Annotated in this window: 3 protein-coding genes; 2 read left to right on the top strand and 1 reads right to left on the bottom strand. The window is 74.5% G+C overall.

Annotated features, from left to right (window positions below):
• Both GT042_RS29365 and GT042_RS29360 read left to right on the top strand, forming a co-directional pair.
• On the top strand, positions 1–760 hold a 760-nt coding region (locus GT042_RS29365; RefSeq protein ID WP_161311737.1), incomplete at its 5' end, for a GDSL-type esterase/lipase family protein.
• A 31-nt stretch (positions 761–791) separates the two neighbouring features.
• A complete protein-coding gene (locus GT042_RS29360) occupies positions 792–1,781 on the top strand; it encodes an aldose epimerase family protein (RefSeq protein WP_345943966.1) in 990 nt (329 codons plus the stop codon).
• A 99-nt stretch (positions 1,782–1,880) separates the two neighbouring features.
• On the opposite strand, the gene GT042_RS29355 is transcribed toward GT042_RS29360, so the two are convergent.
• Positions 1,881–3,390: glycoside hydrolase family 3 C-terminal domain-containing protein (locus GT042_RS29355; protein WP_202534124.1), on the bottom strand; the 1,510-nt coding region annotated here is incomplete at its 5' end.

Raw genomic sequence — 3,390 nt, 5'->3', positions numbered from 1 at the left:
GGGGCCCGTCTGGGACCCCTCCCCCGACTCGGTGGCCGCCGTGGGCGACTCGATCACAAGGGGCTTCGACGCCTGCGCGGTGCTCACGGACTGCCCCGAGGCGTCCTGGGCGACCGGGACGGACGGCGAGGTCCGCAGCCTGGCCCAGCGCCTCCTGGGGGCGCCGGGCGCGTCGGGGCGGAGCTGGAACGAGGCGGAGACGGGTGCGAAGGTGTCCGACCTGCCCGCGCAGATGACCCGCGCGGCCCGGCACGACCCCGGTCTGGTCACGGTCATGGTGGGCTCCAACGACGCCTGCCAGGACTCGGCCGCGCAGATGACCCCGGTGGACGCCTTCCGCGCGTCGTTCGAGGCGTCGATGGAGCGGCTGCGGGCCCGCGCCCCGCACGCGCAGGTGTACGTGTCGAGCGTGCCGGATCTCAAGCGGCTCTGGTCCACCGGGCGCGGCGACCCGCTGGGGCGGCAGATCTGGAAGCTGGGCATCTGCGCCACGATGCTGGGGGACGCGCAGGACGTCAGCGCCAAGGCCTCGGCCAGGCGGAGCCTGGTGTACGACCGGATCGTGGCGTACAACGGCGTGCTGAGGGACGTCTGCGCGGAGGATCCGCTGTGCCGGTACGACGGCGGGGCGGTCTTCGACTTCCGCTTCACCGTCGAGCAGCTGAGCCACTGGGACTGGTTCCACCCGAGCAAGGACGGACAGCGACGGCTGGCCGCGATCGCGTACCGGAACGTGACGGCGGCGCGACCGCCGGTCTGACGGCGGGGCGGACGGTCTAAGGTGCTTGACCGTGACTGCCATAACCACGGAAGACGTCGGCGCGACCGACGAGGGCACACCCGTCCTGCGCTGGACCCTCGAACGGGCCGGGACCCGGGTGCGCCTGCTCACGTACGGCGGGGTCGTGCAGTCGGTCGAGGTGCCCGACCGGCACGGGACGGTGGCGGACGTCGTGCTCGGCTTCCCGGACGTCGCGGGCTACCTGGGCTCCCGGGGGCCGTACTTCGGCGCGCTGGTCGGCCGGTACGCGAACCGCATCGCGGGCGGGGCCTTCACGCTCGACGGCCGGACGTACCGGCTGGCCCGCAACGACGGTGCGAACAGCCTGCACGGCGGTGAGCGGGGCTTCGACCGGTGGGTGTGGGACGCGGAGCGGGACGGCGACGGCGTGCGGCTGTCGCGGGTGAGCCCGGACGGCGAGGAGGGCTTCCCCGGCCGCCTCGTGGTCAGCGCGACGTACGCGCTGGAGGCGGACGGCGCGCTGCGGATCGACTACCGCGCGGAGACCGACGCCCCGACCCCGGTCAACCTGACCAATCACACGTACTGGAACCTGGGCGGCGCGGGCAGCGGCCCCGCGACCGGGCACGTGCTGCGGATCGCGGCGGACCGGATCACGCCGGTCGACGCCACGGGCGTGCCGACCGGGGAGCTGGCGCCCGTCGGCGGGACGCGCTTCGACTTCCGGGAGCCCCGGGTGGTGGGCCCCGGCTACGACCACAACTACGTGCTGGACGGGGACCGGAGCGGTACGGGCGTGGCCGCCGAGCTGCACGACCCGGTGTCCGGGCGGGTGTTGACCGTCACGACGACCGAGCCGGGGATGCAGCTCTACACCGGCGACCACTTCGACGGGAAGCCGTACGGGCCCGGGGACGGGATCGCCCTGGAGACCCAGCACTTCCCGGACTCCCCGAACCGTCCGTCGTTCCCGGACACGGTGCTGAGGCCGGGCCAGGTGTTCAACTCCACGACGCGGTACGGGTTCTCGGTGCGCTGAGGCGCGTACGACGGGGTGCGTACGGCCCCGAGGCGGTGTCAGGTGCCGCCTCGGGGCCGTACGGTCTGTGGGCCCCTTGCCCGCCGGGGGCGCCTGCGGTCAGGGCCGTACGTCGATCGTCGTGGTGAGGCGGCGGTCGGCGATCGAGTGGGACGCCTCGACCTCGTACGTCCCGGGGAGCAGCGCCCAGGCGTCCGTCCGCTCGTCCCAGATCTCGAACGCCCGGCGCCGCAGCGGGACATGGACCTCGACCGTCTCCCCGGGGGCCGCCTCGGCGGAGGCGAAGCCGGCGAGCCAGCGGGCCGGGCGCTCGGGTGTCCCCGGGGTCGGTCCGCCCGTCGGGGCCAGGTAGATCTGGACGACCTCACGGCCGGTACGGACACCGGAGTTGCGCAGCCTGACCCGTACCTCGTCGTGCGTGGCGGAGAGCGACTCGTACACCCAGTCGGTGTAGCCGAGGCCGTGTCCGAAGGGGTACGCGGGGGTGGTGCCCGCCCTCTCCCAGGCGCGGTAGCCGATGAACAGGCCCTCGTCGTAGCGCAGTTGCCCGTCGGTCGGGGTGGTCGCCGACACGGGCGCGTCCGCGAGGGCCACCGGCCAGGTGGTGGGCAGCCGGCCACCGGGCTCCTCGGCGCCGAGGAGGACGTCGGCGAGCGCCGCGCCGCCCTCCTGGCCGGGGAACCAGCTCAGCAGGACGGCCGCGACCTCCTCGCGCCACGGAAGCTCCACCGGTGAGCCGGTGTTGACGACCACGACGGTGTGCGGGTTGACGGCGGCGACGGCCCGTACGAGATCGTCCTGGCGGCCCGGCAGCCGCAGGCTCGTCCGGTCGAAGCCCTCGGACTCGACGCGGGCGGTGGTGGCCACGACCACCACGGCGGTGTCCGCGCCGCGCGCGGCCTCGACGGCCTCCGCGATCAGCTCGTCCGGGTCGTACCGGGGTCCGAGGTGGAGCAGCGAGAAGGCGACGGCCCTGATCGGGGCGTCGGGGAGGGCGAAGACGGTGTGCAGCAGCGAGACCTCGACCGGTTCGCCCGCCGTGAGGACGGCGTGGGCGCGCTCGACGGGGGTGCCGAAGAAGGCCTCGAACGGGTCGGCGGCGTCGCCCGGTTCCTGGGTTCCGTCGAAGAGCGTCTCGCCGTCGACGGTCAGGACGAAGCCGCCGAGACCGCGCGTGCCGAAGGTGTGCTCGCCGCTCTCCCTCGGCACGAAGCGGCCGGTCAGCTCCACGGTGTGGAGCGTGTCGTGGGTGACGCCGTCGGGCAGGTCGCTGCCCGCCCACTGCACCCGGCCGCCGGGGACGCTCGACGTGCCGAGCACCCGGCCGTCCTCGGCGCGGCAGACGGCCGTCAGCTCGAACCCCTTGTCGGCGTCGGCGAGTTCGTCGCTGGGGTCGGCGCCGAGGGTGTAGGTGAGGGCGCCCTCGGGGAGGGCGGCGGTGAGTCCGTCGAGCGGGGAGACGACGTGGTGCGGGAAGACGACCGCCGAGCCGCCGCCGAGGATCCGGGCGTCGCGGGCGGCGGCGCCGCTGAGGGCGACCGTGCCGGCGCGGGCCGGGTCGACCGGCAGGACGGGGTGGTCGCCGCGCACCTCGTTCCGTACGAGCACG

Origin of the sequence: Streptomyces sp. SID3212 (assembly GCF_009865405.1) — a bacterium.
Lineage (GTDB): Bacteria > Actinomycetota > Actinomycetes > Streptomycetales > Streptomycetaceae > Streptomyces.
The sequence above is the reverse complement of the archived record's forward strand: the minus strand, read 5'-3'. Positions and strand labels throughout refer to the sequence as shown.